The sequence below is a fragment of the Aeromicrobium sp. JP4 genome (assembly GCF_054957925.1).
This window is the reverse complement of sequence record NZ_CM143290.1, coordinates 2692352-2717387: the sequence shown is the minus strand read 5'-3', so window position 1 is coordinate 2717387 and position 25036 is coordinate 2692352. Positions and strand designations below refer to the sequence as shown.

General features: G+C 69.2%; 26 protein-coding genes and 1 other RNA gene. 7 read left to right on the top strand and 20 right to left on the bottom strand.

Annotation, left to right across the window (positions count from 1 at the left end; all coding sequences use genetic code 11):
* Nucleotide 1 precedes the first annotated feature (1 nt).
* Nucleotides 2-550 carry a DNA-3-methyladenine glycosylase gene (locus ACY1JX_RS13285; RefSeq protein WP_181752514.1) on the bottom strand — a complete coding sequence of 183 codons (549 nt, stop codon included), beginning with the start codon at nucleotides 548-550 and terminating at the stop codon, nucleotides 2-4.
* A 99-nt stretch (nucleotides 551-649) separates the two neighbouring features.
* On the opposite strand from ACY1JX_RS13285, the gene ACY1JX_RS13280 reads away from it, so the two are divergent.
* A complete protein-coding gene (locus tag ACY1JX_RS13280) occupies nucleotides 650-1894 on the top strand; it encodes an SGNH/GDSL hydrolase family protein (RefSeq protein ID WP_462564252.1) in 1245 nt (414 codons plus the stop codon).
* 103 nt (nucleotides 1895-1997) lie between these two features.
* On the opposite strand, the gene ACY1JX_RS13275 is transcribed toward ACY1JX_RS13280, so the two are convergent.
* Nucleotides 1998-3026, bottom strand: coding sequence for an NAD(P)/FAD-dependent oxidoreductase (locus ACY1JX_RS13275; RefSeq protein ID WP_462564251.1), 1029 nt, complete (start codon nucleotides 3024-3026; stop codon nucleotides 1998-2000).
* A 44-nt stretch (nucleotides 3027-3070) separates the two neighbouring features.
* A complete protein-coding gene (locus ACY1JX_RS13270; protein WP_462564250.1) occupies nucleotides 3071-4546 on the bottom strand; it encodes a flavin-containing monooxygenase in 1476 nt (491 codons plus the stop codon).
* Between the two features lie 127 nt (nucleotides 4547-4673).
* Between ACY1JX_RS13270 and ACY1JX_RS13265 the strand changes: the two genes are divergently transcribed.
* Complete coding sequence (locus ACY1JX_RS13265; protein ID WP_462564249.1) at nucleotides 4674-5282, top strand: vitamin K epoxide reductase family protein; 609 nt, start codon at nucleotides 4674-4676, stop codon at nucleotides 5280-5282.
* A gap of 67 nt (nucleotides 5283-5349) precedes the next feature.
* Here ACY1JX_RS13265 and ACY1JX_RS13260 read toward each other — a convergent pair whose 3' ends face one another.
* The 10 genes from ACY1JX_RS13260 to ACY1JX_RS13215 form a co-directional block, all read right to left on the bottom strand.
* Nucleotides 5350-7629 carry a hypothetical protein gene (locus ACY1JX_RS13260; RefSeq protein ID WP_462564248.1) on the bottom strand — a complete coding sequence of 760 codons (2280 nt, stop codon included), beginning with the start codon at nucleotides 7627-7629 and terminating at the stop codon, nucleotides 5350-5352.
* Nucleotides 7630-7681: 52 nt separating this feature from the next.
* Nucleotides 7682-8569: a type II secretion system F family protein gene (locus ACY1JX_RS13255; RefSeq protein ID WP_286931496.1), complete on the bottom strand. Its 888-nt coding sequence runs from the start codon at nucleotides 8567-8569 to the stop codon at nucleotides 7682-7684.
* On the bottom strand, nucleotides 8569-9507 hold the full coding sequence (locus ACY1JX_RS13250) for a type II secretion system F family protein (protein ID WP_462564247.1): 939 nt from the start codon (nucleotides 9505-9507) through the stop codon (nucleotides 8569-8571). Before ACY1JX_RS13250 ends, ACY1JX_RS13255 begins: the two co-directional genes overlap by 1 nt.
* Nucleotides 9504-10865 (bottom strand): CpaF family protein, encoded by a 1362-nt coding sequence (locus ACY1JX_RS13245; RefSeq protein WP_181752528.1) that lies wholly within the window; start codon nucleotides 10863-10865, stop codon nucleotides 9504-9506. Before ACY1JX_RS13245 ends, ACY1JX_RS13250 begins: the two co-directional genes overlap by 4 nt.
* The gene (locus ACY1JX_RS13240) at nucleotides 10862-12055 is read right to left on the bottom strand and encodes an AAA family ATPase (protein ID WP_462564246.1); all 1194 of its coding nucleotides are present in this window, start codon (nucleotides 12053-12055) and stop codon (nucleotides 10862-10864) included. Before ACY1JX_RS13240 ends, ACY1JX_RS13245 begins: the two co-directional genes overlap by 4 nt.
* Nucleotides 12052-12726 carry a Flp pilus assembly protein CpaB gene (gene cpaB / locus ACY1JX_RS13235; protein WP_181752531.1) on the bottom strand — a complete coding sequence of 225 codons (675 nt, stop codon included), beginning with the start codon at nucleotides 12724-12726 and terminating at the stop codon, nucleotides 12052-12054. The genes ACY1JX_RS13240 and cpaB overlap by 4 nt, the downstream gene beginning before the upstream one ends.
* 32 nt (nucleotides 12727-12758) lie before the next feature.
* The gene (locus ACY1JX_RS13230; RefSeq protein ID WP_286931490.1) at nucleotides 12759-13934 is read right to left on the bottom strand and encodes a TadE/TadG family type IV pilus assembly protein; all 1176 of its coding nucleotides are present in this window, start codon (nucleotides 13932-13934) and stop codon (nucleotides 12759-12761) included.
* Nucleotides 13925-14314, bottom strand: a complete 390-nt coding sequence (locus ACY1JX_RS13225; protein ID WP_286931488.1) for a TadE family protein — start codon at nucleotides 14312-14314, stop codon at nucleotides 13925-13927. Before ACY1JX_RS13225 ends, ACY1JX_RS13230 begins: the two co-directional genes overlap by 10 nt.
* Before the next feature lie 114 nt (nucleotides 14315-14428).
* The gene (locus ACY1JX_RS13220; protein ID WP_462564245.1) at nucleotides 14429-14611 is read right to left on the bottom strand and encodes a Flp family type IVb pilin; all 183 of its coding nucleotides are present in this window, start codon (nucleotides 14609-14611) and stop codon (nucleotides 14429-14431) included.
* Between the two features lie 220 nt (nucleotides 14612-14831).
* Nucleotides 14832-14990 (bottom strand): Flp family type IVb pilin, encoded by a 159-nt coding sequence (locus ACY1JX_RS13215; protein WP_462564244.1) that lies wholly within the window; start codon nucleotides 14988-14990, stop codon nucleotides 14832-14834.
* Nucleotides 14991-15151: 161 nt separating this feature from the next.
* Here ACY1JX_RS13215 and ACY1JX_RS13210 point away from each other — a divergent pair, with 161 nt between their 5' ends.
* From ACY1JX_RS13210 to ACY1JX_RS13200, 3 genes are all read left to right on the top strand, one after another.
* Nucleotides 15152-16321: a cation:proton antiporter gene (locus tag ACY1JX_RS13210; protein ID WP_462564243.1), complete on the top strand. Its 1170-nt coding sequence runs from the start codon at nucleotides 15152-15154 to the stop codon at nucleotides 16319-16321.
* A complete protein-coding gene (locus ACY1JX_RS13205; RefSeq protein WP_462564242.1) occupies nucleotides 16318-17313 on the top strand; it encodes an NYN domain-containing protein in 996 nt (331 codons plus the stop codon). The genes ACY1JX_RS13210 and ACY1JX_RS13205 overlap by 4 nt, the downstream gene beginning before the upstream one ends.
* A gap of 171 nt (nucleotides 17314-17484) precedes the next feature.
* Nucleotides 17485-17688: a cold-shock protein gene (locus ACY1JX_RS13200; RefSeq protein ID WP_078700207.1), complete on the top strand. Its 204-nt coding sequence runs from the start codon at nucleotides 17485-17487 to the stop codon at nucleotides 17686-17688.
* A gap of 86 nt (nucleotides 17689-17774) precedes the next feature.
* Here the strand turns inward: ACY1JX_RS13200 and ACY1JX_RS13195 are convergent, their stop codons facing one another.
* A complete protein-coding gene (locus ACY1JX_RS13195; protein ID WP_462564241.1) occupies nucleotides 17775-18569 on the bottom strand; it encodes an MBL fold metallo-hydrolase in 795 nt (264 codons plus the stop codon).
* 9 nt (nucleotides 18570-18578) lie between these two features.
* Nucleotides 18579-18980, bottom strand: a complete 402-nt coding sequence (locus tag ACY1JX_RS13190) for a pyridoxamine 5'-phosphate oxidase family protein (RefSeq protein ID WP_206679938.1) — start codon at nucleotides 18978-18980, stop codon at nucleotides 18579-18581.
* A gap of 65 nt (nucleotides 18981-19045) precedes the next feature.
* Here ACY1JX_RS13190 and ACY1JX_RS13185 point away from each other — a divergent pair, with 65 nt between their 5' ends.
* Nucleotides 19046-20131, top strand: a complete 1086-nt coding sequence (locus ACY1JX_RS13185; protein WP_462564240.1) for an NADH:flavin oxidoreductase — start codon at nucleotides 19046-19048, stop codon at nucleotides 20129-20131.
* A gap of 70 nt (nucleotides 20132-20201) precedes the next feature.
* On the opposite strand, the gene ssrA is transcribed toward ACY1JX_RS13185, so the two are convergent.
* Nucleotides 20202-20573: a transfer-messenger RNA gene (gene ssrA / locus ACY1JX_RS13180) on the bottom strand.
* Nucleotides 20574-20677: 104 nt separating this feature from the next.
* Between ssrA and ACY1JX_RS13175 the strand changes: the two genes are divergently transcribed.
* A complete protein-coding gene (locus ACY1JX_RS13175; RefSeq protein WP_462564239.1) occupies nucleotides 20678-21235 on the top strand; it encodes a YdeI/OmpD-associated family protein in 558 nt (185 codons plus the stop codon).
* Nucleotides 21236-21281: 46 nt separating this feature from the next.
* On the opposite strand, the gene ACY1JX_RS13170 is transcribed toward ACY1JX_RS13175, so the two are convergent.
* The 4 genes from ACY1JX_RS13170 to ftsX all read right to left on the bottom strand — a co-directional run bounded on the left by ACY1JX_RS13170 (nucleotide 21282) and on the right by ftsX (nucleotide 25035).
* Nucleotides 21282-22157, bottom strand: a complete 876-nt coding sequence (locus ACY1JX_RS13170) for an amidohydrolase family protein (RefSeq protein ID WP_462564238.1) — start codon at nucleotides 22155-22157, stop codon at nucleotides 21282-21284.
* Nucleotides 22154-22627, bottom strand: coding sequence for an SsrA-binding protein SmpB (smpB, locus tag ACY1JX_RS13165; protein WP_181752550.1), 474 nt, complete (start codon nucleotides 22625-22627; stop codon nucleotides 22154-22156). The genes ACY1JX_RS13170 and smpB overlap by 4 nt, the downstream gene beginning before the upstream one ends.
* Nucleotides 22628-22694: 67 nt before the next feature.
* Nucleotides 22695-24002 carry a M23 family metallopeptidase gene (locus ACY1JX_RS13160; protein WP_286931466.1) on the bottom strand — a complete coding sequence of 436 codons (1308 nt, stop codon included), beginning with the start codon at nucleotides 24000-24002 and terminating at the stop codon, nucleotides 22695-22697.
* 118 nt (nucleotides 24003-24120) lie between these two features.
* Nucleotides 24121-25035 carry a permease-like cell division protein FtsX gene (gene ftsX, locus ACY1JX_RS13155; protein ID WP_181752554.1) on the bottom strand — a complete coding sequence of 305 codons (915 nt, stop codon included), beginning with the start codon at nucleotides 25033-25035 and terminating at the stop codon, nucleotides 24121-24123.
* Nucleotide 25036 lies beyond the last annotated feature (1 nt).

Below are 25036 nucleotides of genomic sequence, written 5' to 3'. Positions count from 1 at the left end.
ATCAGGCCCGCGGGTGGCGGCGGTACGCCGAGACGGTCGGATCGTCCGCCACCCAGAAGCGCCACGGGAGGTCGGCGTTGAGTCGCACCCCGACCCGGGGACCGGCGACGATCTCGGGCGTCTCCACGCGCTCGCCGAGGGACACCGGCTCGGGATCGAGCAGGTCGGTGCCGAGGTCCAGGCTCGTGATGCCGAGCGCCTTCGTGAGGTTGCCCGGCCCGCGAGCCAACGCCTGGTCCGCGACGGGTCCGCGACGCTCGCGCGCCACGTCGATCCCCTCGACGATCTCGCCGGCACGGATCAGCACGGCCGCCGCGCGATCGGTCGGGCCCGTGACGACGTTCGCGGCGTGGTGGCCGTGGATCCGGTAGACGTACAGGCGCCACGGCGGGCCGTACATGATCTCCGAGCGCGGGGTCCGGACGAACGCGTGCGAGGCGGGATCGTCGATGCCGCCGTACGCCTCGACCTCGGTGATCCGGGCGACCACTCCGTGACCGTGGAGCAGGCGACCCAGCAGGTCGCGGGCGCGCTGGGTGACGTCGGTCATGATTCTCGGTCTTTCCCTCTCTTCACAGCAGTCACAGGGGTAACGTGAGTTCCCAGTGGTGCACTCGGGGAGGACTTCGTGACCACGTCACGTCATCGTATGCTCGCCGCCGTCACCGCTCTCGCGCTGGCGGTGGGGCTCGCGCACGCCACCCCGGCGGCCGCGGACGAGTCCGCCAGGCCCGCCGGTGAGCACTACGTCGCCCTCGGCGACTCCTACGTGGCGGGCCCGGGGATCGAGGGTCAAGTGCACCCGGGATGCGGCCGCAGCGACCGGAACTACCCGAGCCTGGTCGCCTCCGCCCTGGGTACGGCCTCCTTCACCGACGCCAGCTGCAGCGCCGCCACCACGAAGCACCTGTGGACTCCCCAGTCGACCTACGGCGAGCTGAATCCCGCCCAGCTGGACGCCCTGCGCCCCACCACGACGCTGGTCACCCTCGGCACGATCGGCGGGAACGACATCGACATCGCGAGCATCGCCGGCGTGTGCATCCTGAGCGGGTGCGCCGAGCCCCCGGTCGAGGAGCACCGCGCTGCGATCGATGCGCTGGAGCCCGTCTACCGCGGCCTGATCGCCGAGATCCGCCGCCGGTCGCCGCTCGCCCGGATCGTGACGGTTGGGTACGGGACGGCGATGCCGTCGACGGCGTGCGAGGCGCTCGGAACCGCCACCGAGACCGATCTTCGCTACGTGCAGGACCTGGTCGACCGCTTGAGCGACACCCTGCGCCGCGTGGCCGCCGAGGAAGCCGTGTCCTTCGTCGAGATGCGCGACCTGCCGGGCTGGCAGGAGCACTCGGCGTGCGCCGCGCCGGAGGCGCAGTGGATCCGTGGCCTCGAGACCCATGGCGACGGCGTCCAGCTGCACCCCTCGGCGCTGGGCATGGTGGCGATGGCGGGTCACGTACTGAAGACCATCACCGCCGCGCGACCCGCGCCGCCGGCGGAGCCCCAGCCTTTGCCGAGCGCACCTCCCGTGACCAGCCCGAAGCCCGTCCCTGCCCCCGCTCCGACGGCGAAGCCGGTGCCGACCTCGGCCCAGCGGCTCGACGCGGCGGTCCGCACGCTGCGGCTGCAGGCCGTGTGCGCCGGCCCGCGCGCCTCGCGGCGGGTGACGCTGCGCGTCTCGGGAGGCCACGGGTTCGTCCGTGGAGCGACCTTCCGGCTCGGTCGCTCCGTGATCGCACGCGACACCCGGGCTCCGTTCGCGCTGACGCGCAGCAGCTCGGCCCTCAAGCGGACGAAGTTCCGCGGCGCGTCGAGCGCCCGGGTGGTGCTGCGCCACGGGACGGCCTCGCGCGCGGTCATGCTGAGGGCCCCGCGGCCCGGTTGCCTGCGCTGACCCCGCACAACTTTTGGAACGGGATCCACGTACTTCGAGCACATCGGCGTTGATCCCGTTCCAAAAGTGGACTGGGGCGGGCTGAGGTCAGGCGGTTCGCAGGTCAGGCGGCGCGGACGAGGGGCGCGGCGAGCTGGGCCAGCGCCGGGGCCATCTGGATGCCGTAGCCGGCCTGGCCGAGGTAGTGGAAGTACCCCTCGGCCTTGGCGTCCCAGCGGGCGACGGGGTTGCCGTCGGGGGCGAACGTCCGCAGCCCGGCCCAGGCGGTGCGCACGCTGCGCAGACCCAGCGTCGTGACGGCGTTGACCGCCTCGATGGCGCGGGCGATCTCGAGCTCGTCGGGCTTGGGGTCGCCGGGCTCGTGCAGCGAGGCGTCCTGGGGCGAGCACAGGACCGCACCGCCCTCGGACTTGAAGTAGAAGCCGTCGTCGATGCCGGCGGTGAACGGCACGCCCGCGAGCGAGACCGTCGTGGACGACTGGAAGATGGTCCGCCGCCGCGGCTCGAGTCGCAGCCGCTCGGCCCCGAAGAGCGCCCCCACCACGTCGCCCCAGGCGCCCGAGGCGTTGACCACCACGTCGGCACGGAAGACGTCACCGGAGGTGGTCGTGACGACCCACTCCGATCCGTCGCGCAGCGCCGAGGCCACGCGCGCCGAGGTGGCGATCGTGCCACCGCGGGCACGGAAGGCTCGGGCGTACGCGTGGTGCAGGCCCATCACGTCGAGGTCGAGCGCTGTCTCGTCCCACGCCGCCACGGCGATCTCGCCGGGACGCAGGACGGGACAGAGCCGCTCGGCCTCGACGCCGTCGATCAGCTGGGCGTGCGTGTCCTCGGCCAGCCGGTGCACGTCGGCGTCGCGCCCGTTGACGCCGAGCCACAGGCACGACATCGGTGAGGCGACAGGCCCGTCGACGTCGAAGGGTGGGTCGACCAGGAAGTCGCGGCTCGCCGTCGTGAGCTCGCGCACGACCGGCGGGCCGTAGCTGCCGATCCACGTGGCGGCGGAGCGGCCGGTGGTGTGCACCGCCAGCGACTTCTCGGCCTCGAGCACGAGGACCTCACGGTCGGCGGCCAGCTCAACGGCGATGGCGACCCCGGAGATCCCACCGCCGATGACGATGACGTCCATCGACCCATCATGGCCGAGACCTCCGGAAAAGGCCGACGAACGGCTCAGGCCACCTCGGGCTTCGCCGCCGGCAGGTCCTCGCGACGCACCCAGATCATGTCCTCGTCGAGGTCGGTGTGCCGCGCGTCCCAGCTGTCGAGGAACCAGTTCTGGCGCACCTTCCACGGCGTCCGGGCACCCGACCGCGGCAGCAGCTCGTCGGCGCGGGCGATGTAGCCGGACGACAGATCGAGCAGCCGTGCGTCGTGCCCGAAGTCGGAGTCCGGGTCGGGGATGCCGTAGGCGTAGCCGTGGGCGTCGAGGTGGTTGAGGTAGTCGGCGACGTACTTCCACGTGAGGTCGGCACGCAGCGTCCAGGACGCGTTGGTGTACCCGACGCACCAGGCGAGGTTGGGCACGCCGCTGAACATCTGGCCCTTGTAGGTGTAGAGCTCGTGCGGGTCCACCTTGACGCCGTCGATGCTGACGTCGATCTGACCCAGGGCCACGAGCTTGAGGCCGGTGGCGGTCACGACGATGTCCGCATCGAGGTGCTCGCCCGAGGCGAGGGCGACGCCCTTCGGGGTGAACTCGGTGATCACGTCGGTGACGATCGCGGCGCTGCCGTCGCGCACCGCCTTGTAGAGGTCGCCCCCGGGGACGACGCACAGCCGCTGGTCCCACGGCTTGTACGGCGGCGTGAGGCTGGTGCGGTCGACGCCGGGCATGGACTTGCCCGTGAGCCCGAGCAGGATCGAGCGGGAGGCCTTCGGGAAGGCGCGGCAGAACATGTAGAAGCCGACGGTCATCACCGCGTAGCGCAGGCGTGCGACCTTGTGCACGAGCGAGGCGGGCAGCACCTTGCGGGCGAGGTTCGCCACGGGGTCGCTGCCGGGCTGGCTGAGCACGTAGGTGGGGGTGCGCTGCAGCATCGTCACCTTGGCCGCGTCCTTGGCCATCGACGGCAGCAGCGTGACCGCGGTGGCGCCCGAGCCGATCACGACGACCTGCTTGCCGGCGTGGTCGAGGTCCGCGGGCCAGAACTGGGGGTGGACGACCTGCCCCTCGAAGTCCTCCAGGCCGGGGAAGTCGGGCGTGTAGCCCTCGTCGTAGCTGTAGTAGCCGCTGCACAGGTAGAGGAACGAGGCGGTGACGACCTCGGTGGAGCCGTCCTTGACCGTGCTGGTGACGGTCCACACGGCGTCCTCGTTCGACCACTCCGCGGTCGTGACGCGACGACCGAACCGGATGCGGTCGGTGATGCCGTGCTTGGCGGCGGTCGTCTCGAGGTAGTGGCGGATGTCGTCACCGTCGGCGATGGCCTTGGGGTGCGTCCACGGCTCGAAGGGGAAGCTGAGCGTGTACATGTCGGAGTCGGAGCGCACGCCGGGGTACCGGAAGAGGTCCCACGTGCCGCCGATCGCGTCGCGCTGCTCGAGGACGGCGTAGGTCCGGCCTGGGGCCCGCTCCTGGAGGCGGTACGCCGCGCCGATGCCCGACAGGCCGGCACCGACGATGAGGACGTCGACGTGATCGGTCATTTGCACACTCCTATGTGACATTGGTGATGTCACATTAACAGCACTTGTGGCCCTCGTCACGGCCTTGGAGCGCTCGCTTCCCTGCGACGCCGGGATCGGTGACCGCCGCCCGTCTAGGATCTGGACCATGACCGCCGTTGCCTCCGACGCTCCAGCGCCGGCACCCGCCGATGACGATGCCCCCCGCTCCGACCGCGGACTAGGGATCTTCCTGGTCATCTCCGGAGCGATCGCGCTCTGGTCGTCGGTGATCCTGACCTACGACAAGATCTCGCTGCTGAAGGCCCAGGCCTCCGGTACCGCGAAGGAGCTGAACTGCGACATCTCGGCGTTCGTCAGCTGCAGCAGCGTCATCTCGTCCGACCAGTCCGAGGCGTTCGGCTTCCCGAACACGTTCATGGGCGTCGTGGGCTTCAGCGTGGTGGTCACGCTGGGCGTCCTGTTGGCCTCCGGGGTCGTGTTTCCCCGCTGGATCTGGGTCGGCCTCGGACTCGGCACCCTGTTCGGCATCGGCTTCGTGACGTGGCTGCAGTACCAGGCGATCTGGGAGATCGGGAAGCTCTGCCCCTGGTGCATGGTGGTCTGGGCGATGATGATCCCGATGTTCGTCGCGGTCACCGCGCGCGTCACCGGCAGCCGCTTCCTCAAGAACTGGACGGTCCTGATCTCGGCCCTGTGGATCATCGCGATCGTGGCGACCATCTGGTTCGAGTTCGGCGAGACGCTCTGGGCGTGAGCCCCTCCCCCAAAACGACAACGACGAAGGCCCGGCTGGAGAACCAGCCGGGCCTTCGTCATCGGTGCTACTTCTTGGAGATCTTCGTGTAGCCGGAGTACCGGGCCACCGTGGTGTAGCCGGACTTGTAGCCGGTGATCCGCACCTTGATCTTCTTGCCGCGGTACTTCTTGGGGATCTTGTAGCTCGACTTCGTCGCGCGCGAGATCTTCTTCGAGCCCACGTACCACTGGTAGCGGTAGGTGACGGGCGCCGGACGCCACGAGACCGAGGCGCGCAGCGTGCCCTTGTAGCGGGCGGAGCCGTAGACACGCGGGGAGTTCGTCGTGATGACACCACGGGCCACCGCGCGAGTCGCGGGGCTGGAGATCGTGATCGGCGCGTAGCCGGTGCGCTCACCACGCACCTGGACGACGATCGACCGGCCCACGGCCGACGGCGGCACCGTGAACAGCGTCGACGTGCCCTCCTGGACGACCCGTCCACCGACGAGCCACGTGAAGCGGCGCGTGGCCGGCGAGACCGGAGTCCAGCCCGACGCGCTGGCGGTCAGGCGCTGGCCCACCCGCACGGTGCCGGTGACCACGACCTTGCCGCCCGTGAAGGCAGCGCCGGTGATCCTCACGGTCGGCGTCGAGAACGACTTCGGGTTGTAGCCGGCCTTGATGCCCTTGACCACCGCGTGCACGTCCGAGCCGATCAGGCCCGAGGACGGAGTGAACGTGTTGCGGGTCTGGCTGGGGATCTTCTCCCCGTCGGCGAACCACTCGTACTCGAACTTGTCGGTCAGAGGCGACCACGTGCCGGGGACTGCGGTGAGCGGCTTGCCCTGGATGCCCGACCCTTCGATCCGCGGCGTCGGGGTGGAGATGAAGTCGATGTTCGTGACCGCCACGGTCGGGGAGCTCTCGATGGTCATGTCATCGAAGTTCAACCTGCGCGCGGTGACCCGCACGCGGATGACCTTGCCGGCCTGCGCCGTCGTGACCTTGAACGTCTCACCCGTCTCGCCCGAGATCGGCTGGTTGTCGGCCCACCACTGGTAGGAGAAGGAGTCCGGCCGGGGCGAGAAGCTGCCGGTCGAGGCGCTCAACGTGTCGTTGACCTGAATGTCGTCACGCTGCTTCGTGATCGTCGGAACCGCAGAGTTCACGAAGACGCCGTCCTGGATGGGCAGCGTAGGAGTCCACTGCGCCGAGGCGGGGCTGGGGAACGTCTCGGCGCGATAGCCGTCCTTCTTGCCGGTGACGACCGCCATAAGGCAGTGGCCTTTTTCGTCGATGGTGGGCGCGAACGACTGGCGGTCGGCGTCCGGGATCAGGAGCCAGTTCTTCATGACCGGGTCGTTGCAGTTGGGAGTCTCGAGCCAGTACCGGTACCACCGGAAGCGCAGCTCGACCCCGCCCGGGTGCCAACCGTTGTCCGCAGCGTCGTACCGCTCGATCTGAGCGGTGTCGGGCTTGAGGTCAACCGTCAAGATGTTCTGGACACCGCGGTGACCGATGACGACTGAAGGCTGAAGCGGCATGAGCCCGGTCTCCGCCGCGGACGAGGTGGCACAGGTGACCTTGCGCACCCGATCGACCATGGCGACGGAGTCCAGGGAGTTGTTGCCCGCATCGGCGATCGCCAGTGTCACAGAGGACTGGCCTGCCAGTGGGACCTCGAAGGTCTCCACCGACGTGAAGTGGTTGTACGGCGTGACATCCGGAAGCAGCGGTGCCGACTGGTCGTCGGGCTGACGCTCGAACTCCTGGTTGATGCCGTGCCAGTACTTGACCGCGTTGACGTTCATCGGCTTGGGCTCGAGATAGCGGGAGTCGTTCGGGCGGTCCTGGACGATCTGACTGAAGTAGCGCACTCCCGTGTGCATGGCGTACTCGGTCTCGTCGCCTTCGCGCTTGAGGGAGATCGTGTCCCCCGGCACGGTCTCCGCGTACGTGTGGACGCGCTCCTCGGTGCCCATGGCGACGTCGACCAGAAGGCACTGATTCGCCGCGGCGTTGGCCACGTCGAATGTCAGCGAGACCCGGTCCTCCTCACCATCGAGGTTCGTCGACGGCTGCAGACCCGGGACGCTCATGTTGAAGAGGTCGGACGCCTTGCCGGTGGACAGGACGGCGTACTGCCCGTTCCCGAACCGGCTCGGGAAGTCGTTGAAGGCTCGCGTCTCGACGCCGAAGCCCCGCGCGTCTCCCGCCTGCGCCACCGTGATGCCGGCCGGCAGGTCGAGCGCCGTGGCCAAGGCCCCGTTCGTGGCATCGGCATGGGCCACGGACCCCGTCGTGGCGGCCAGCAGGCCACCCATGACGGCGCCGGCGACGACCGGACTGATGAACCTTCGCATGGACATTCCCCTCTGATTCACAAAACCGCTGCCGGAACGTCCCGGCATCGGGTCACGCACCCTTGAACTGCGCCATCGCCGCGATGATCGCGGGACCGATGACGATGATGAACAGCACCGGCAGGATCGTGCCCATGAGCGGCAGCAGCATCTTGACGGGAATCTGGTTGGCCACGCCCTCGGCGCGCAGGCGTCGGCCGACGCGCATCTCGTTGGCCTGCTCGCGCACGATGTCGGAGACCGGCACGCCGAACTCCTCGCCCTGCAGGATCGAGCGCACGAACTTGCGCAGCTCGTCCACGTCGGTGCGCGCCACGAGCGACTCGTAGGCCTCGCGACGGGGCAGGCCCAGGCTGATGTCCTGGACGGTGCGCACGATCTCGTCGGCCAGCGGGCCCTTGCCGGTCTGGCCGGTGCGGGCGAGCGCGTTCTCGAAGCTCGTGCCCGACTCGATGGAGATGGTGATCTGGTCGAGCAGGTCGGGCAGCGCGTACTGGATCTCCTCCTGGCGGCGCACGGCCTTGCCGTTGAGGATGATGTCGGGCGCGAAGTAGCCCAGCACCGGAGCGCCGATCAGCAGCATCCAGCCGAGCAGACCGCCCTGGCCCGTGTAGATCATGATGCCGACGCCCACGCCGAAGGCTCCGAAGATGACCTTCTGCATGAGGATCTTGGCGACGCTCGAGCCGTCGGGACGCCCGGCGAGCATGTAGTTGCGCTCGGCCTTGTCCACGATCGCGCGCGGCGTGAGCCGGTAGCCCAGGCCGCCCTTGGCAGTGCCCGAGTGCAGGTCCTTCGCCGAGCCGCCGACGACGACCTCGGACTCGGTCAGCTCGCGCAGGCGCGCGGCGGCCGCCGACTCCTGCTTGCCGAAGATGCCCAGCGCCTTGAACAGCAGGAACAGCGAGGCGAAGATCGCGACGATGCCGATGAGGAGCATTACAGTTTCACCTTCGTGATCGACCGGAGCCACAGGCCGCCGAGCGTGTAGAAGACCAGGCTGATGATGAGCAGGATCTTGCCTGCGCCCGTGTTGAACAGGGGCATCATGTAGGCGCGGTTGACCAGCAGGAACAGCACGCCGACCGCGACCGGCAGGCTCATCAGGATGAGCGCCGACGCCTTGCCCTCGGCCGCCAGCGACTCGACCTTCATGCGCAGCTCGTTGCGCTGGGAGATGGTCTCGGTGACGCGGTCGAGGATCTCGCTCAGCCGGCCGCCCGACTCGCGCTGGATGGCGACCGCCTCGGTCACCCACATGAAGTCGGCGCTCTCCATGCGCTCGGCCGTGTCCTTCATGCCCTCGATCAGGTCGCGTCCCAGGCGGGTCTCGTTCACGATCCGGGCGAGCTCCTCGCCCATCGGCTCCTCCATCTCGGAGGCGACGCTGCCGAGCGCGTTCGGGACGTTCATGCCTGACTTCAGGGCGGAGCTGAACTGACTCATCGTCTCGGACATCTGGAGGCCGAACTTGGCCCGCCGCTTCGACGTCTTGACACCGACGTACATCTTCACCAGGAACGGCGCCGCCAGCAGCAGGATCATCGCGAAGAAGAACGAGCTGGTCAGGGCCAGTCCGGCGGCGAACGCCACGAACGCGATCAGCAGGGTCGTGGCGACGACCGAGGTGACGCTGGACTTGATGCCCGCGAGCGACAGCTCCTCCTCGGTGAACGGCTTGAGGCCGATGGTCGACAGCACCTTGTCGATGAGGTCATAGACCGGCGTGGACTCCTTGGCCCGGCCGCCCTCGCCCGAGGCCTCGGCCTTCATCTGCTCCGAGCGCAGGTTGGCCATGTCGGGCTGCAGGAGCGCATAGCCCAGGGCCGCCACGGAGACGAGGATCGACACGACGCCGATCGCCAACAGAGTGGTCACGAAGCGGACTCCTTGCGGGCGTTGAGCAGGTGGGGCGGCACGTGGATGCCTCGCTCCTCGAGCAGGTCGACGAGGTGGGCGCCGTCGCCCACGGCCTTGACCGTGCCGCGGGGGTGTCCGTCCTCGTCGTAGCCGGCACCGAAGTCGAAGCGGTAGAGGTCGTTGAGCACGGGCTCGTCGTCCTTGATCCCCGTGAGCTCGGTGACGTAGGTGATGCGACGCGAGCCGTCACGCAGGCGCGAGATCTGCACGATCATGTCGACGGCCGAGCCGATCTGCTCGCGGATCGCACGCAGCGGCAGGTCCATGCCGGCCATCAGCACCAGCGTCTCCAGACGGGCGATGCAGTCGCGCGGCGAGTTGGCGTGCAGGGTCGAGATCGAGCCGTCGTGGCCGGTGTTCATCGCCTGCAGCATGTCGAGCGCCTCGCCCGAGCGGCACTCGCCGATGACGACGCGGTCGGGGCGCATGCGCAGCGAGTTCTTGACCAGGTCGCGGATCGTGACCTCGCCGCGGCCCTCGATGTTGGCCGGGCGCGCCTCCAGCTGCACGACGTGGGCCTGCTGCAGCTTGAGCTCGATCGCGTCCTCGATCGTGACGATGCGCTCGTCCTCGGGGATGAACGACGACAACACGTTCAGCAGCGTCGTCTTGCCGGTGCCGGTACCGCCCGAGACGAGGATGTTGAGGCGGCCGCGGACGCACAACTCGAGCAGCTCGGCCAGGTCGGGACTCATCGAGCCGTAGTTGATGAGGTCCTGGATGCTGAGCGCCTTCTTGGCGAACTTGCGGATCGTCAGGGAGGAGCCGCGCACCGCGAGCGGCGGGATGACGGCGTTGACGCGCGAGCCGTCGGTGAGTCGCGCGTCGACCAGCGGGGACGACTCGTCGATGCGGCGGCCGACCTTGCCGACGATGCGCTCGATGACGCGGCGCAGCTGGTCCTCGGAGCTGAACGACTCGTCGGCGAGCGTGAGCTTGCCCTTGCGCTCGACGAAGATCTGCGAGGGGTGGTTGACCATGATCTCGCTGATGTCGTCGTCGTCGAGCAGGCGCTGGATCGGTCCGAGGCCGAGCGCGTCGTCCTCGATCTCGCGCATGAGCTGGGCGCGCTCGGCGCTGCCGAGCTGGACGTGCTCCTCCTGCAGGATGAGCTCGAGCTCGGAGCGGACGAAGTCGCGCAGCTGCAGGTCGGTCAGCGAGGCGTCGTTGATGCGGGTGCCGATGCGACGGAACAGCGACTCGACGGAGCGGCGCTTGAGCTCGTCGAGCACCGCGGAGCGCTGCAGGACGGTGGTGGGACGACTGCCGGTCTCGATGTGCTTCTCGGCTGCCAGCAGCCGGTCGGTGATGCTCATTCGTCCCTCCTGAACAGTCCGCCCCGGCGGCGAGCGGTCTCGCCGCGAAGCTTGGCCACCATGGCGTCGACCGCGCCGGAGAGCTCGGCCGAGCGCTTCGCCTGGGCCAGCGGCTTGCCGGTGTTGACCGAGAGCGCGATGTCGACCGAGCGGGCGACGGAGACGTCGACGGGCATCTTCAGCGCGGCCGAGATGTCGTCGAGCTCGAGGCCGGTGCCCGACTCGGTCATGTTCACGACCAGGTGACGGTTCCGCGGCAGCAGGTCGATGGTGTCGAGCAGGTCGACGGCCCGGCGCAGGGCCTTGACGCTCGAGACGTCCATCGTCGTCACCATGATCACGTCGGTCGCGACCTCGAGCGCCGCCAGCGTCTCGTCGGTCAGACCCGAGCCGGTGTCGATGACGACGTAGGCGTAGTCCTTCGACAGCTGGCGGAGCAGGTCGCTCTCCTGCTGCGGGGTGAACTTCTCGAGCGCGGCGGGCGACTCCGAGGCGGCGAGGACGAGCAGCTTCTCGTCGAACGCGTTGAGCAGGCCCTTGACCACGAGCGGCGGCTGGACGCCGTCCTGCGTGAACGCGTTCTCCAGCGTGTGCTGCGCGTTGATGTTCAGGACGCTGCCGACGTCGCCGAACTGCGAGTCGAAGTCGACGATCACCGTGTCCAGCGGGGCGCGGCGCGACAGGGCGATGGCGAGGTTGGTCGAGATGGTGGTCTTGCCGACGCCGCCCTTGGGCGACAGCACCACGACCACGCGGTGCTCCTCGGGGTCGATCTTCACGACCGGTGCGGCGGGCACGGCCGGCGCCTCGCGCTCGGTGCTTGCTCCGGGCATCGTCGCGCCGGCGTGCCGGGCGAGCAGGCGCTCGATCTCGAGGTCGGAGGAGATCGCCGGCACCGACTCCACCACGCCGAACTGGCGCTGCTCGGCCGAGAGCGGCTCGGGCGACTCGCGCACCAGGACGACCGGCACGTCGAGCTGGTGGTCGTGGACGATGTCGGCCATCTCCATGGACTGCTCGTCATCAACGTCCTCGCAGATCACCACGAGGTCGATGGCCCGCATCGTGCCCAGCATCGAGTTGAGAGCGTGCTCGGAGAAGGTGGGTCGCAGACCCACCACCTGCCGGTCGGCGACGCGGCGCAACCGTCCCGCGAAGGGGCTGGACTCGGTGATGACGATGATGCTCACTTGACGAGTGTCCCCACATCCACGGCCGAGGCACCGTCACGGTTGGTCTTGTCATTCTGGACCGTCAGGCGAACCTGTCCGAACTGCGCAGCGGCGGCCACCTCTGTGGCCTGCGAGGTGTTCACGGCGAGCGTGACCACCATGGTGTTGTCCTCGTTGGACTTGACGTTCGTGACCAGGACGTTCTGCGCGATCATGCGGCTGCGCTTGTCCTTGTCCTGCTCCACGGTGGCGATGACGCCCACCCGAACCCCTTCGTCGATGCGCTCGCCGACACCGGCGGCCGCATCGAGCGACACGGACATCTCCTGCAGGCCGTCAGGCACGTTGGCCTTCGCGGCGGCCTTCGCGCCCTCCTTGGCGAAGCGCGAGTCCAGCAGCTGCTCGCCCTGGACGAGCGGCACGGTGGTCTTGAGACCCTCGATGGTCTTCAGGTCGCTGACCGCGCCCTTGGCGACCGAGGCGTTCGGCAGGCTGACGAGCTCGACGTTGTCGCCCACGGTCGCGGAGTCCGCGTTGGCCGACAGGTCGTTGACCACCCGGTAGACCTTCACCAGCTCCGCACCCTCGAACGCGCGGTTCTTGGCGCTGGCCGCGTACGCGACGACGGCACCGATGCCCACGATCGCCAGCACGGCGGCGGCGATGGCGGCGATGACGCGAGAGTTCATGTGCGAAGTCCTTCGGGTAGATCAGGGAGGTGTTACTTGACGAGCTTGACGTTGGTGAGACCGAGGTTGGGAGCGTCGCCGCTCAGCCCCGAGCCGGTGTTGTTGTAGAACGACCCGTACTGGGTGAAGCCGTTGAACAGCGCGCCCTCGGAGGAGCGGACGAACTGCCCACGGACACCGGCGCAACCGCCGCCGATGGTCGCGAAGTTGAACTTCATGTCGCAGTTGTTCGTGTAGCTCAGGGCGGAGAAGCTGGGCTGCACACCGAAGTAGAGGAAGGGGTAGTTGACCCACTTGTCGACCTTGAACGGCGCGAAGCCCAGGATGACCAACCGGCTGGGGTAGGAGACCGACCCCCAGAAGACCGACTTCTTCTCCACCGCGTAGATCGGCATCATGACGACGCTGCCGTTGCCGACGCCGGCGAGCTTGGCCTCCATGCAGGTGTCGGCCGTGATGAGGGACCAGTCGTCCAGCATGTTGCGGTAGACGTCCCACAGGTTGGCGCTGAAGTCGCAGTTGGTGTTCACGCCCGGGAAGAACGATCGCGTGAAGTACATGGCCTGACCGACCGCTCCGTAGCCGGAGGCCGTCCCCCGCTTGGAGTACACCGTCGCAGCCGTCGCGCCGGTGCCGGGGCAGCTGGCCTCGCCGGTGCTGTAGCGGGCCCACAGGTAGGTCCGCATCGCGCCCGGGGACGTGGCCGAACCGGGCTGCGCGGCCAGCCAGTCGCAGTAGGGCAGGCCCATCGGGATCAGCTTCGTGCCGACCAGCGGCACGGTGTTCCACGTCGCGGTCGCCTCGGAGCGCACGGTGCTCGAGGCGTCGCCCAGGACCTTGGCGAACGTGTGGTTGACGTTCTTGGAGACCCGCACCGTCACCTTGCCGTCGTCGAAGGTGGGGTTCTTGACGACGCCGTCCTTCAGCGTCTGGGCGGAGGCGGTGGTGCCGGCGTTCTGCTGCGCGTACCAGGTCGCGGTGCTCGGCAGGCAGGTCGACTTCTTGAGGGAGCAGTCCGTGGCCAGCGCGAGCACGGCCTGGTCTGCGGCGCCCTGCACCGTGGCCTTCTCGCTGGAGGCGACCGCGAAGTCCACCGACACCGCGGCCATGCCGAGGAGGGCGACCATGGACAGGGTCACCAGGACGATCGTGGCGCCCTTCTCCTTCTTGCGGAGGCCGAAGCGGCGCCGCAGGTGGGTCAGTTGCACTGGGCCACCCCCCTTCCGCGGTAGGTGAAGCTGGCCCCGAAGAGGCCGGTGTACGTGGGGCGCACCACGGTGGAGGTCACCGTGACGGCGGAGCCGACCGTGGTCGGCGTGCAGTCGCCCGATCGCGTGACGTTCGCCGTGGGGGCCAGACCCGTCACGTGGGCGCGGGCCTGTCCCCAGTTGCGGTCGATCGCGTAGTTCCTGGCGGCGATCTGGGTCGCGTTGTTCAGCTGGGTCCGGTAGTTGAAGGCCATGCCGAACTCGACGATCCCGATGATGATCGTCATCAGGATGGGAACGACGAGTGCGAACTCCACGGCCGCAACACCGCGCTCGCGCTCGCGGCGCGAACGTCGTGTCCAGGTCGTGAAGTGCAGCATCACGTCTCCTCCCTCAAGGACTCGTGGGTGGGGCGTCGCTGCCCCGGGACGGGTGTGCCGCGCCGCGATACGCGACGCGGCACACCCAGGGTCGGTTCGTGCGAACCGCTCGGATCAGAGACCGAGCTGGCCGCCGAGGCCGTTCCAGAAGCCGGTGAGCTCGCCACCGAAGATGGCGATGGCGCCGACGATGGCGACGGCGATGCCGGCGATGATCAGCGCGTACTCGGTCGCGGTGGCGCCCTTCTCGTCACGCTCGGCGGTGAAGGCGGCCAGGAAGTTCAGAATCTGCAGCATGGGTTTTCTCCTCTGTGTCGTGGTGAACTCGCATACTGCGAAGTCCCAAAACGAACGCTAATGGGGCTGTATCGCACTGGTGTCGCTTTCTGTGAAACAAACACGCCAAAGCGAGAAAAATAGTTCTTAGGTACTAGTGGGACTGATGTGACTGGTGGGATGGGACCCGCGTTACGCGAAAACGCTGGACCCGAAGGCCCAGCGCCGTTCGTCTTAAGGCTCAGAAGATGGCGGAGAAGCCGCCCAGGCTCGCTGCCAGCGAATCGCCGAACATGACGATCACGCCCACGAGCACCACTGCGATGCCGGAGATCAGCAGGGCGTACTCCGTGGCGCTCGCTCCGCGCTCTCCGCCGAGGGCGGGCTGCTGCTGGTCCATGTCTTCTCCTGGGGGCCGTGTCGTCAGCCCGTCCCCGAGACGGGACCATGTGACGCTTGGGGCTGAAGGTAGTGCACGCGCCGACGGCCCGGGGGCCGTTCGCCCAAGACTCCCGCGACTTTTCGCCCGCGCCCGCGGCGGAACGGGCAGACAATCGAAGGATGACCTTCGAGACCCTCGCGCTGATCTGCGCGATCGGGTTGCTCGGCCCGCTGCTCGCGGTGCCGTCGACCTGGCGGATCCCGGTGGTCGTGGGCGAGCTGCTGGGTGGGCTCGCCGTCGGCGCGAGCGGCGCCGGGTGGCTCGACCCGGGCGACGAGACCTTCAGCTTCCTGGCCGAGCTGGGCTTCGCCATGACGATGTTCGTCGTCGGCACGCGGGTGCCGATCCCCGAGCACGGACTGAAGTCGGCGCTAATCGTCGGCGCCGGACGCGCGGCGCTCGTCGGAGTGGCCGCCGCGGTAGCCGGGACCGTCCTGGCGGACGTGTTCGATGCGTCCCACCCGGCCGTCTTCGCCGTCCTGATGGCCTCCTCCTCGGCCGCGCTGGCGATGCCGGTGCTCGAGGACGAGGGCTTCGAGGGGCCCCACCTGGTGCCGCTGCTCACGCAGATCGCGGTCGCCGACGTGGTGTGCATCCTCGTCCTGCCGCTGGCGATCGCGCCGGACCGAGCGGCCGAGGCGGCGCTGGGCTCGGTCATCGTCGTGGCGGCGGGCGTCGTGCTGTTCCTCGTCCTGCGCGCCCTCGAGGCCCGCGGGATCTGGGAGGCCGTGCACGAGGAGAGCAAGGAGCGACGCTTCGCCATCGAGTTGCGGACCAGCCTGATCGTGCTCACGGCGGTGGCCGCCCTCGCGGTCGCGACCCACGTGACGGTGATGCTCGCGGGATTCGTGTGCGGGCTGGCCATCGCTGCCGTGGGCCCACCACGCCGGCTCGCGCGACAGCTGTTCGCCCTCGCCGACGGCTTCCTCGGCCCCGTGTTCTTCGTGTGGCTCGGCGCCTCACTGGACCTGAGCGCACTCGTCGACGAGCCCGGGCTCATCGCGCTCGGCGTGTGCCTGGGCCTCGGCGCCATCGTGACCCATCTCGTCGTCCGGCTGACCGGGCTGCCGGTCCCCCTGACCGTGCTCACCGCGGGGCAGGTCGGCGTGCCCGTCGCGGCCGCCACCATTGGCACCCAGACCGGCGAGCTCGAGGGAGGACTGCCCGCGGCTCTCATCCTCGGGGCGCTGATCACCGTCGCCGCGGTGTCCGTCGCGGCGCGCTTCCTGCCCGCGCCACCCACCGCGACCGGGGCGGAGAACGACGCGACGGGCAGACTGGACCCATGACCTCCCCGAGCGACTCCGCCGTCGCCGTCTACCTGGACTTCGACAACATCGTCATCTCGCGCTACGACCAGGTGCACGGCAAGCAGTCCTTCTGGCGTGACCGCGACGCCGGCTTCGACGAGGCCAGGCTCCAGGCCGCCGAGGTCGACGTGCACGCGATCCTCGACTACGCCTCCTCCTTCGGCCGGCTCGCCCTGACGCGGGCGTACGCCGACTGGTCGATGCCGTTCAACGTGCGCTACAAGAAGCAGCTGGTCGACCGCGCCATCGACCTCGTGCAGCTGTTCCCCGCCTCGGGCTCCAAGAACGGTGCCGACATCCGGCTGGCCGTCGACGCCCTCGAGGACATGGGCCGCATGCCGCAGGTCGGTACGGTCGTGCTGGCCGCCGGCGACTCCGACTACATCCCGCTGGCGCAGCGGCTGAAGCGCATGGGCCGCTACGTCGTGGCGGTGGGGGTGGCCGGAGCCACCAGCCGCTCCCTCGCCGCCGCGTGCGACGAGCTCCTCACGTACGACAACCTCCCGGGCCTGGCCGATCGCGGTGACGAGGCGGAGGTCGAGAAGGCCTCTCCCCCGCCGCGCAAGACGGCGAAGAAGTCCTCGCGCCGGTCGTCCGGGGGGAAGTCCACCGCCGAGCCCGAGCAGGAGGCCGAGTCGTCGGAGGCCCCGGCGGACACCGCGCCCGTGCTGAAGCCCGTGTTCGTCCCCGCGGGCGGCGCGGTCGACGACGAGGACGACGAGCTCGCGCTGACCCGCCAGGCCACGCGGCTGCTGCTGCGCGCCCTGCGCCTGCTGGGCGAGAAGGACTCCGACGACGAGTGGATCCACTCGGGCACGGTCAAGAGCCAGATGAAGCGGATGGACTCGTCCTTCAACGAGAAGGACCTCGGCTTCAAGACGTTCACCGACTTCCTCAAGTCGCGGAACTCCGTCGTGGAGGTCGACGAGGCCAACCAGCGGCGCAAGGTGCGACTTCGTCCGGGGCACTGATTGGCCCGGCGGGGGTCCATGCACTAGGCTGGAGTCAGTTGCATGGCATGACTCGGCAGATTGATGGTCGAGCCTCGTTGAGGCTTTTCGGTTTTCTCTTTGGTTCGAAGTGACGCGTGACAACAAGACGTACGCGATTCACGAGTGCGCACAACCTCCCAAGGAGACAACATGGCTACCGGAACTGTGAAGTGGTTCAACTCTGAAAAGGGCTTCGGCTTCATCGCGCCCGACGACGGCGGCGAGGACCTGTTCGCGCACTTCAGCGAGATCCAGGGCTCGGGCTACCGTTCGCTCGAGGACAACCAGAAGGTCGAGTTCGAGGTGACGCAGGGCCAGAAGGGCCTGCAGGCCGCCAAGATCCGCGCGATCTGAGCTTTCGCAACGCGAGAACTCCACGGAAAGCCCCCGCTTCGGCGGGGGCTTTCCTCTTTTCCGGAACGCTGGACCGGGGGTCAGCGTTACCGGTCTCCAGCGCCGAGGCGCTGTCCGTCGCGGCCGGCCTCGGCGCCGATGGCACGCAGCTGGTCCTCCACCTCAGGAGCGTTGTGGTGGCTGAGGTGCACGGCCACCACGCGGGTCGCATCGTCCACCAGCCCCTCCGCACGCAGATCCCCCACCGACCCGGCGAAGGTCGTCAGGCCGAGGTGCCGTTGTCCCGCAAGGTCGAGCCGGTCGCCGAACGTCTGCTCCATCAGCACGATGTCGAGCCGCTCGGTGCCCATCGCCTCGAGGGCGCCCTCGGCCCACGGGCCGGTGTCGCAGGCGTACAGCAGGGACCGCTCCGCGTCGATCCGGTAGAGCACCGCCTCGCCGAGCGCCTCGTGAGCCGCCGGGACGACCGTGATCCGGTACTCCCCCGCGGCGAACCCGTCCCCCGCCGTCACCTCGACGAGCCGCACCGCGGTCTGGTCGGGCGCGAGCCAGTCGCGGCACCGCTCGATCGCGGGCGCCGGTCCGTACACGGTCAGCGGCCGGTCGCTGACCCAGGCCCGGTGCAGCAGGAACGCGGGATCGAGGTGGTCGGAGTGGGCGTGCGAGACCAGCACCGTGTGCACGTCCACGAGATCGACTCCCGCGCGCAGGGCCTGGCGCGCGGCCTCGGGTCCCGGGTCGATCCACACGCGGTCGTCGACCAGCACGCTGGTGGGGGTCCGCAGCTCACCGCGCTCGCGCATCGTCGTGCACGAGTCGCACCGGCAGAACGGCGACGGCCACCCGTCGGCCGAGCCCGTCCCCAGCAGCAGTAGGTCCACGATGCCCGCTCAGTCGTGCGCCGGCGCCTCGCCGCGCAGCCCCGGCGAGCACATGACCTTCTCGGGCGTGATCGCGATGACGACGCGCCGAGGGTTCTCCTTGGGCTGGCGGTAGCGCTGGGCGTAGAGGTTCTCGGCGAGCGTGATCGACTCGCGGTCGCGCAGGATCTCGGCCGTGCCGGCGATGCTGAGCCACTGGGGTCCGGCCACCTGGGCCACCGTGGCGCGCGGGTCGCGCTCGACGTTGCGGACCTTCTGGCTGCCGTCCATCGTCGTGATCCGCACGACTCCCTCGTGCACCGTGAAGCCGACCGCGACCACGTGGATGCGGCCACCCGGTCCGATCGTCGACAGGGTCGCCAGGTGGCGGTCGGTCAGGAAGTCACCCTCGGGCAGCCAGACGTCGGTCATGGGCTCCATCATCGCGGGCCCGCCTCGGCCGCTCGGCCCGGGTGCCGGATCGTAGGCTGAAGGGCGTGTCAATCTCTCCCGTCTCCCCTGCCGCGACCTTGCCACTGCGCCACGGCCCCGCGTGGCCGAACCGCTGGACGCTGGCTCCCCTCACGAACAAGCAGAGCCACGTCGACGGGACCTTGTCCGACGACGAGTACGCGTGGCTGGTCGCGCGGGCGCACGGCGGATTCGGCCTCGTGATGACCTGCGCGGCGTACGTGTCGCCCGAGGGACAGGCCTGGAGGGGACAGCTCGGCATCAGCGACGACCGGCACGACGCGGGCCTGCGGCGACTCGCCGACGGGATCCGCGAGCTCGGGGCCGTCTCGTCGATCCAGCTGCACCACGGCGGGATGCGCGCCGACGCGACGGTGACGGGACGCCCCACGGTCGCACCGTGGGCCGATCCCGAGCGCGGAGTCGAGGCGCTCTCGACGAGCGACGTGCAGCGGGTGATCGACGACTTCGTGCGCGCGGCGGTGCGGGCCGAGGACGCCGGCTTCGACGGGGTGGAGATCCACGGCGCCCACGGCTACGTGCTGTGCCAGTTCCTCGACGCGCGCAAGAACCACCGCACCGACGGGTACGGCGGATCGCTCGACGGACGGAGCCGGCCGCTGCGCGAGGTGCTGAGTGGGATCCGCGCCGCGACCGGGCCCGACTTCCAGGTGGGCGTGCGCGTGTCGCCCGAGGGCTACGGGATCACGGTGGCCGACTCGCGCGCCCTGGTCGAGCAGCTGCTCGTCTCGGGTGACGCCGACTACGTCGACCTCTCGCTCTGGGACGTGGCCAAGGCGCCCCGCGAGCCCGACGTGGACGGCCTGCTGATCGACCAGTACCTCGACCTGCCGCGCCACGGCACCCGTCTCGGGGTCGCCGGGAAGATCCTCTCGGCGCAGGACGCCGACTGGTGCCTCGCGCGCGGAGCCGACTTCGTCACGGTGGGCACGGCCGCGATCATCCACCACGACCTGCCGCGGCTGGTGGCGCAGTCGCCGGACTTCGTGAGCGACCCGCAGCCGTTCAGCCGCGACCGCCTGCGGCAGGAGCACCTCAGCCCGACGTTCATCGACTACCTCGCCGAGGGCTGGGACGACTTCGTCGCCTGAGGGCCACACAACGCACTGAGGCCGCCCCCGATGGGGGCGGCCTCAGTCTGCATGACACTCACGAGGAGCAAGGTGGAGCTGCCGGGAATCGAACCCGGGTCCTCTGGCGCTGAAACAGGTCTTCTCCGGGTGCAGTTCGTCTGACGCTTTTCTCAGCCCCGGTGCTCGGACGAACGCGTCACCGACAGGCTCAGTAGCGAAAAAGTCCCGATCTGGCCGCGCTACACGATCAGATCAGCAAGTCCTCTAGATGAGATGGACGATCCGGGACGAGGACGCTCCCGGGTCCACCCTCCGCAAGTCGCTGTCAGGCAGCGAGGGCGAAGTCAGTGCGCTTGGAATCGGCACTTATGGGTTTGCAACGAACGTTAAAGAGATGACGTTGCCTTCTCTACCCGCTTCTCCTGGATTCGAACGACCACAGTCGAAACCGATCAGCCCCTCTGAAATTGTCAATACACCCATACTAACCGCCCCACCGCGCGATTTGTTCCGTCTCGTTCACGAGGGGCCTAGCGTGGACCCGAGACATCCTCGAGGAGTGCGATGGACGTGCTGGAGTTCGCCGATGCCGGTGCGTGGGACGACTGGCTGGAGCAGCACCACGCCACCGCGCCCGAGGCGTGGCTGAGGATCCGGCGCAAGAACGCCGACGTCGCCCTGCTGACCATCGGCGACGCACTCGACGGTGCCCTGTGCCACGGCTGGATCGACGGCCTGCGGCGGTCGCTCGACGCGGTCTCGTTCCTGCAGCGCTACTCGCCGCGGCGGGCCCGGAGTCCGTGGTCGCAGGTGAACGTCGCCAAGGTCGAGGCGCTGGAAGCGGCCGGCCGGATGCGTCCGGGTGGCCTCGAGCAGGTGGCCGCGGCACGGGCGGACGGCCGGTGGGACGCGGCGTACGTGCGCCAGGCGGAGGCGCAGGTGCCACCCGACCTGGCCGCCGCGCTGACCGCGGCTCCCCTCGCGGCGGAGGCGTTCGAGGGACTGGGGCTCACCGCGCGCTACGCCATCGTGCTGCCGGTGCTCAAGGCCAGGACGCCCGCGGCAAGGGCGCGCCTCGTCCAGCGGTCGGTCGCGCAGCTGTCCGCCCGCCCCGGCGACTGACCCTTCCGCCGGGTGGCGCAGACGGGGGTCGCGAGTGGCGGGCGGGTCAGGGGGCGCCGGGGCCGAACAGGTCGGCGCCGTTGTGCCAGAGGACGGCGCACATCCAGTCGTCGCCGAGGCCGAGCCGGTCGAGGGCCTCGACCTGGTGGGCGTACGGGTACGGGATGTTCGGGAAGTCGCTGCCGAAGACGATCCTGTCCTGCAGGGCCAGCAGGCGCTGCGGGTCGGCCGGCGGCGGGTCGGGGAAGAAATCGACGAACGTCATGGTGGTGTCGAGGCGCACGTTCTCGAAGCGCTCGGCCAGGTCGCAGAACGCGTCGACCTCGGGCATCCCCAGGTGCGCGATCACCAGCGGCAGCCGCGGGAAGCGCTCCAGCACGGCGGCCACCCCTCGCGGACCCGTGTGGGGGCCGGGCATGGGACCCGATCCGGCGTGCAGGACCACCGGCACCTGTGCCTGCTCGATCGCCGCCCAGACCGGGTCGAGCAGCGGGTCGTCGGCGGCGAACTCCCCCACCTGCAGGTGGGCCTTGAACACGCCGACACCCTCGGCGATCACCGCGGGCACGTACTCGGCCGCCTCGGGCTCGGGGAAGAAGGTGGCGGACCGCACCGAGTCAGGGACCCGCTCCGCGAAGCCCGCGAGCCAGTCGTTCATGAAGCCCGCGATGCCCGGCTTGTGCGCGTACGACAGCGCGGTGAACCGCTTCACGCCGAGCGCCCGCAGCGTCTCGACGCGCTCCTCGTCGCTGGTGCGGTAGTGGATCGGCCACGGCCGGCCGAGCTTCGGCCCGGCGGCGTCGAAGTACGCCCACACCTTCGCCAGCACCGGCGGGGCCATGAAGTGCACGTGCACGTCGACGATCCCCGGCACCCCCAGCCGCTCCAAGTACGCGGTGAGGTCGGCGTCCTGCCAGGTCATATGCCCTTGAGGCGGCGACCCACCTCGCGCTCGGCGTCGCGCGACGCCTGACGCTCGGCGATGGCGTGGCGCTTGTCGAACGACTTCTTGCCGCGGGCCAGCGCGATCTCGACCTTCGCCCGGCCGTCCTTGAAGTACAGGCTCAGCGGGATGATCGTGAGGCCCTTGGACTGCGTGCGGTGATCGATCTTCTCGATCTCGTGGCGGTTGAGCAGCATCTTGCGGCGGCGGCGGGTCTCGTGGTTGGTCCACGTGCCGTTGTCGTACTGCGGGATGTGCACCTGCAGCAGCCAAGCCTCGCCCCGGTCGATCTCACCGAAGCCGTCGACGAGCGAGGCACGGCCCTGGCGCAACGACTTCACCTCCGTGCCGGTCAGGACCAGACCGGCCTCGAAGGTGTCCTCGATGTGATAGTCGTGCCGCGCCTTCTTGTTCTGCGCGATCATCTTGCGACCGGTTTCCTTGGCCATCTGATCATTGTGTCAGGTGGGGCGAGTGTCAGGTCGGGGCGAGTGTCAGGTCAGCGCCGGTGACACGTCAGAACCAGTTCATCGGGTTCGTGGTCGAGCCATTGGCCAGCACCATGAAGTGCAGGTGGCACCCCGTGGAGTAGCCGGTGGTGCCCACGTAGCCGATGACCTCGCCACGCCTGACCTTCGAGCCGCTGCTGCGGGCGAACCGCGACAGGTGGTTGTAGGTCGTGATGACGCTCTTGCCACGCTTCACGCCGTTGTTGAGGATGACGCGGTTGCCGTAGGCGCTGTTGTAGTACTGCGACACGATCGTGCCGCCCGCGGGCGCGCGGATCGGGACACCGCAGCCCACGCCGAAGTCGGTCCCGTCGTGCAGCTTGTAGACGCCGGTGATCGGGTGGCGACGCATCCCGTAGGGCGAGGTGATCGGGCCGTTGACCGGGCGGCTCAGGGTGCCACCGGAGTCACCGGTGGTGCCGCCGCCGTTGTCACCGCCACCGCCGCCACCGCCGCCGCGGCGCTTCTTGCGGGCGCGCTCGGCGGCCTCGAGCTCCTTGCGGACGATCTCGGCCATCTGGCTCTCCAGGCGGACGCGGTCGGCCTCGAGCTCCTGCTGGAGCCGCAGGTCCTCCGCGAGCGTGGCGTCGGCGTTGCGCTTGGCGCCGGCGCGGGCCGACACGAGCTTCGCGACGGACGCGGCCTGGGCCTGGGCCTGTGCCGTCAGTGCCTCCATCTGCACCACGACGGCCTCGGCCTGCTGCTTCTGGTCGGCGACCTGGTCGCGGAGGCGCTCGACCTTGTCACGCTCGATGCCGAGCATGACCTCGGACGCGGCCAGCTCCTGCATGACCGCGACCTGGGCGTCGCCGATCGACGTCTTGGCGCTCATCTGCTCGGAGAACAGGCCGGGGTCGTTGCCGCGCAGCAGGTCGCCGAAGGCCTTCAGCCCGGCGTCGCCGGCCATGACGGACTCCACGGCGAACGACTCCACCGCTCCGCGGGACTGCTTGAGCTCGCGCTCGGCCTTCTCCAGGCGAGCCTCGGCGGCCGACAGCTGGGCCTCGGCCTTGTCGAGCTCGGCGCGCAGCCGGGCGTCCTCGGCCTGGGCGACCGCGAGCTTTCCGCGGGTCCGGCCGAGCTCGGACTCGGCGGCCGACAGCTTCGTGTTGGCGTTGATGAGGGCGAGCTTCGCGTCACGCGCGGCCTTCGTGGACTCCTGGACCTCGTCCTTGGCGTCCTTCAGCTTCTTGTTGTTCTGGCGCTGCTCGCGCTTGATGTCGTCCTTCTCGTCACCGAAGGTGGGCGCGCTGAAGCCGGCCACCAGCATGGCGCTGAGGGCGAGGGCGAGCAGCGGCTTGCGCAATCTCGTCATGTGCCTCGAATCCGGGGAAGTGTCCGTCAGGACGGAATCGTGCGATGTGACGCGAGTGACTCTACGCCTCAGGTTGAGGGTTTGGCGTGAGCCCGAGGCTCGCGCGTGTCACCGCGCGTCAGACGTCGAGGTACTTGCGCGTCATGACGAAGGTCGGCACGAGCGCCAGCAGCAGGGCGAGGACCGTGGTCATGCCCATGACGAGGAAGGCGTCCTCCCAACGGACCCACGTGGTGATCCTCCCGAGCGTGTCGCGCAGGTAGCCGTAAACGACGAAGTGCATGAACGCCGCCAGCCCGGCGGCCGCGAGGGCGGCCGAGATGAACGCCGCCACGAGCGACTCGAGCACGAACGGAGCCTGGATGTGCCAGCTGGAGGCGCCCACCAGGCGCATGATCCCGATCTCGCGGCGGCGGGCGAACGCCGTCATGCGGATCGTGTTCGAGACCTGCAGGATCGCCGCGATGATGAGCAGGCCGGCCGTGGCCAGCGCCGCCCACTGCATCTTGTCGAGCATCTCGAACAGCGGGCCCAGCAGGTCGCGCAGGGAGTTGACGTTGCCCACGCCGTCCATGCCCGAGACCTCGCTGACCACGCCGTCGAACTGCTGCGGGTCCTTCAGGGTGACGAAGTACGACTCGGGGAACGAGTCGACGCCGAGGGTCTCCAGCTGCTTGCGGCCCGTGTCGGTCTGACCGAGGAGCTCACGCGCCTGGGCGTAGTTCTCCTGGGGGCTGCGGACCGTGTAGTCGCGGACCTCGGGGTTGTCGGTCAGCGCGGTCTGGACGGCCTGCTTCTGCTCGTCCGTGGCCGCGCCGCCGACGCACGTGGCCGCCGGGGAGTTCTTGGTGCACAGGTTGACCTGCAGCTGCAGCCGGTCGCCGAAGTACTGCTCGGTGCGCTCGGCCTGGGCCTGGATCAGCAGGCCGAGGGAGGCCAGCAGCAGCGACACGCTCATCGTGACGATCAGGGAGATCGTCATGGACGTGTTCCGGGTCAGGCTGGCGCGCAGCTCGTTGAGGATCGCTCGCATG